5 protein-coding genes are annotated in these 3,597 nt (G+C 42.4%); all 5 read left to right on the forward strand.

Annotated features, from left to right (window positions below):
- The first annotated feature begins 156 nt into the window (after positions 1-156).
- The 5 genes from F9K33_16400 to F9K33_16420 all read left to right on the forward strand — a co-directional run bounded on the left by F9K33_16400 (position 157) and on the right by F9K33_16420 (position 3,284).
- Positions 157-621: a hypothetical protein gene (locus tag F9K33_16400; protein KAB2877436.1), complete on the forward strand. Its 465-nt coding sequence runs from the start codon at positions 157-159 to the stop codon at positions 619-621.
- A gap of 242 nt (positions 622-863) precedes the next feature.
- Complete coding sequence (locus tag F9K33_16405; protein ID KAB2877437.1) at positions 864-1,250, forward strand: hypothetical protein; 387 nt, start codon at positions 864-866, stop codon at positions 1,248-1,250.
- Positions 1,251-1,474: 224 nt separating this feature from the next.
- Positions 1,475-1,882 (forward strand): hypothetical protein, encoded by a 408-nt coding sequence (locus tag F9K33_16410; protein KAB2877438.1) that lies wholly within the window; start codon positions 1,475-1,477, stop codon positions 1,880-1,882.
- A 239-nt stretch (positions 1,883-2,121) separates the two neighbouring features.
- Entirely contained in the window at positions 2,122-2,673 is a 552-nt protein-coding gene (locus F9K33_16415) for a hypothetical protein (GenBank protein ID KAB2877439.1), read from the forward strand.
- A gap of 224 nt (positions 2,674-2,897) precedes the next feature.
- Positions 2,898-3,284, forward strand: coding sequence for a hypothetical protein (locus F9K33_16420; GenBank protein ID KAB2877440.1), 387 nt, complete (start codon positions 2,898-2,900; stop codon positions 3,282-3,284).
- Positions 3,285-3,597 lie beyond the last annotated feature (313 nt).

The raw sequence follows: 3,597 nt of genomic DNA on the forward strand, positions 1-3,597 counted from the left end.
TAACTCGGGTCTCCTTCCATGGCATAGTTAGTACCTCCATTTTGGTGAGAATACTAACCGAAGTTAATGAAGAAGTGTTACCTATGTCCTGAGTACAAACTGTAACCTATGTCCTGAAACCGTACCGCAAAATTCTCAAAACGAAAGGAGTTTGTTATGCGAAGGTTTTTGCTAATTGCTATTACTATTTCACTTCTTATTTCATGTAAAGGCCCAGCTGGAGATGACGGTGATCCAGGTCAAGATGGAACGGTAAGTAAACAAGAAAGGTTTGTGTTGGTCAATGGTGGCTTAAATACAACTGATTCTGTAATAATTGGCGATCTAATTAAATTTGATATTCGTAATTACACTGGTGTTGATTCAGTGATATTCGTGGCCTTTGGGTTATCAGGAAACGTTGCCAGTAGTTGCATAATTGAATTATACAATTTGACGGATTCGAGCACTGTTCAAAACAGTACGTTATCAACTACAAGCAATTCTTACGTCTTACTTCAAAGTGGAAACCTGTTTGGACACTTGCCGGAAAAGGAAATTACGTTAGGAATTAAGTTGAAACCTTCCATCCCTGGTCAGTTTGCTGGGGTTGGAAAGAATTTTCTCTTCCTTTATCGATGACAAAAGCTGTACGCTGAGCATCGCATAACATGCGGCTTACACGTGCCGCTTCGCGACGCCTTTTGATTTGACGATAGAGAGATTGTGGGCGTCGCTCGCCAGTAGCTCGCTCACGATTTGAGTATGTTCTTAATTAACTATAATTTCCTCGCGTGCGAGCTACTGCGTGTAGCCGCCGAGCGTTATATGCGATGCGCCAAACACCTTACGTGAGAGCGTGACAAAGTATATTTGAGGGTAATATGTTTCGGGAAATCAAGAAAGTAGCACAGAAAAAGGATGAAGGAATTCGAAGATGGTTCGAAGATTCTTATTTTGACTTGATCATATGGTACAACAAAGACAAAACTATTCGCGGATTTCAATTGTGCTACAATAGATATGGAGATGAGCACGCTCTCACTTGGTATTCAGATCACGGTTATTACCATGACAAAGTTCATGGTGGAGATTCATCACGCGGAGATATGACACCTATTCTCGTTGCAAATGGCCCGTTTCCCGGAGATTCTATCTTGACAGCTTTCACGAAAAGTGCCTCGTCTTTGGATTCCGATATAGCGCAGTTGGTCACCGAAAAGCTTGATGAGTACATCAAAAAAGTGAATAATGTGGCGCACCGCATATAACATGCGGCTTACACGTTCGCTTCCGCGCCAGCGGAAGCGTGAGTACTTAGATACTTAGTTTACGCGAACGCTGGCGCGTTCGCACATGGCGCTCTTTGAGATATTAGTTTTGGTGGTAAAGTTAGTTTATCTACCACCTATTCGGTGGCCACTTCGCGCCATGTCGTGTAGCCGCCGAGCGTTATCTGCTATGACGCTCTGAGAGTAAGAGGACATTTAACATTATGAAATCTATTACTTACCCAATTTGTCGCTTCGTTCTCTTTGCCGTTTATAGTTGCACTTTTTTGACTGCTCAGACTGACAGTTCAACGGCAGTGATCCAGTTCTTGAAAAAAAACGTTCCGGAGTTATCGCAGTTTGAAAAGACTCTTGCAGATCACACCATATCAACTGGCGACACAGTCAAAGTAGTTTTCCGGCTTGAGCCCGATGAAAAAAGTATAAAACTGAACGATGCTGAAAGAAAGAATTACCTTGAGGTATATGTTGGTGAAAGTCACAAGACACATAACGTAAGATGGGAAACATTCCGGGTATCGAAGACTTTTACTCACATTTTCGTGTATGACGTTTCGAGAGATACGTTCTTGCCTTTGAGTTCATGGCAAAAAGCAAGAAAGGATAAGTAATTGAGCGTCACAGCAGATAACATGCGGCTTACACGTTCGCTTCCGCGCCAGCGGAAGCGTGAGTACTTAGATTGTTAGTTTACGCGAACGCTGGCGCGTTCGCACATGGCGCTCTTTGAGAGATTAGTTTTGGTGGTAAAGTTAGTTGGTTACCACCTATTCGGCGACACGTTTCGCGCCATGTCGTGTAGCCGCCGAGCGTTATGCGAGATTTTGCCAGCATTAAGGAGACCCATCATATGACATGGTCAAAAGAAGATCTGAAAATACCGAGGACACCCGACCGTCCAGGCTTTTTGATGTTCCTAGCCGTTATAAATATTATCGGCGGAGTATTCTTTATTGGATTTGATATATTCTGGGGATGGTCAATTGGAAAAATGGCATCAGATGTAATCGGTGTACATCCTATCGAAATAGTTTTAAATATCCTGTTTCTTGGAGTATTATCAATCTCTTCAGGCATAGGTATTTTGAAGGCAACCGAGTGGGGATGGCACCATGCTCTATATTATTATGTGTACGCCATTATGCGTTATATCACGGCCATTTCTTATTTGGATGACTGGCCATCCGAAGCCTTTGCAAAGCATAGCATCGAATATCAATACGTTAAATTTTCGGTAAGAATAATAATATCCATCTTGCTTATTTGGTATTTGTTCAGTCCACGTGTTTTACAATATTTTCGACTTGAGGGTATGGTCAAAAAACCGGTTTTGAAAAAAATAGGAATATTTGTTGGATGTGTTTTTGCAATCGAAATAATAACTCAACTATTTACCCAATGAATTGTTCGGCTGGCAAAAACCTCGCATAACATGCGGCTTACACGTGCCGCTTCGCGACGCCTTTTGATTTGACGATAGAGAGATTGTGGGCGTCGCTCGCCAGTAGCTCGCTCACTTTTCGATTATGTTCTTAATTAACTTTTATTCTACCGTTCGCGAGCTACTGCGTGTAGCCGCCGAGCGTTATCTGCGATGCGGCCAATCGATAATAACTGGAAAACATTATGAAAAAAATAGTAATTTATCTTTTGTGCCTTTTGTCTGGCTGTAAAATAGTTGATCCGGCTGGAAACGACAAACACCTAATTGGCACTAGTTGGCGATCAGATTTAACTAACCCTCCCGATTATATTCAATTCGATAGCCTTGAGGGTGAAAATGGATTTTATTATGCATTTAATGACAGTTGCTACAATGTGATGTATGTAGACGTTCAGTACGGCCGTTTGATAATTGGCGATGAAAGCCATTCATATGTTGTTACCGATTCGTTGTTGAGAGTAGAATTTCCTGTTTATAGCGCTGAATTTCCTAATACAGTTGTAGGTCATATCGAAGAAAGGTTCGTCCGAACGGAATTGGACTCGACCTCATTGTCCTATTGCAATTAGGGCCGCACCTCAGATAACATGCGGCTTACACGTTCGCATCCGCGCCAGCGGAAGCATTTGTAGGTAGAGATTTGAGTTTACACGCGAACGCTGGCGCGTTCGCACATGGCGCTCTTTGATGATTTAGTTTGGTGGTAAAGTTAGTTTCTCTACCACCTCTCCGGTGGCCACTTCGCGCCATGTCGTGTAGCCGCCGAGCGTTATACGATAGTCGTCGCTGGAGCCTTCGATGAAAATGATACTTATTGTCATACTCACATTTATGTTTTGTTTTGATCTTCAAGCCCAAGATGAAAATACAATAGATTGCTTT

This window comes from bacterium, from assembly GCA_008933615.1.
Taxonomy (GTDB): domain Bacteria; phylum CLD3; class CLD3; order SB21; family SB21; genus SB21.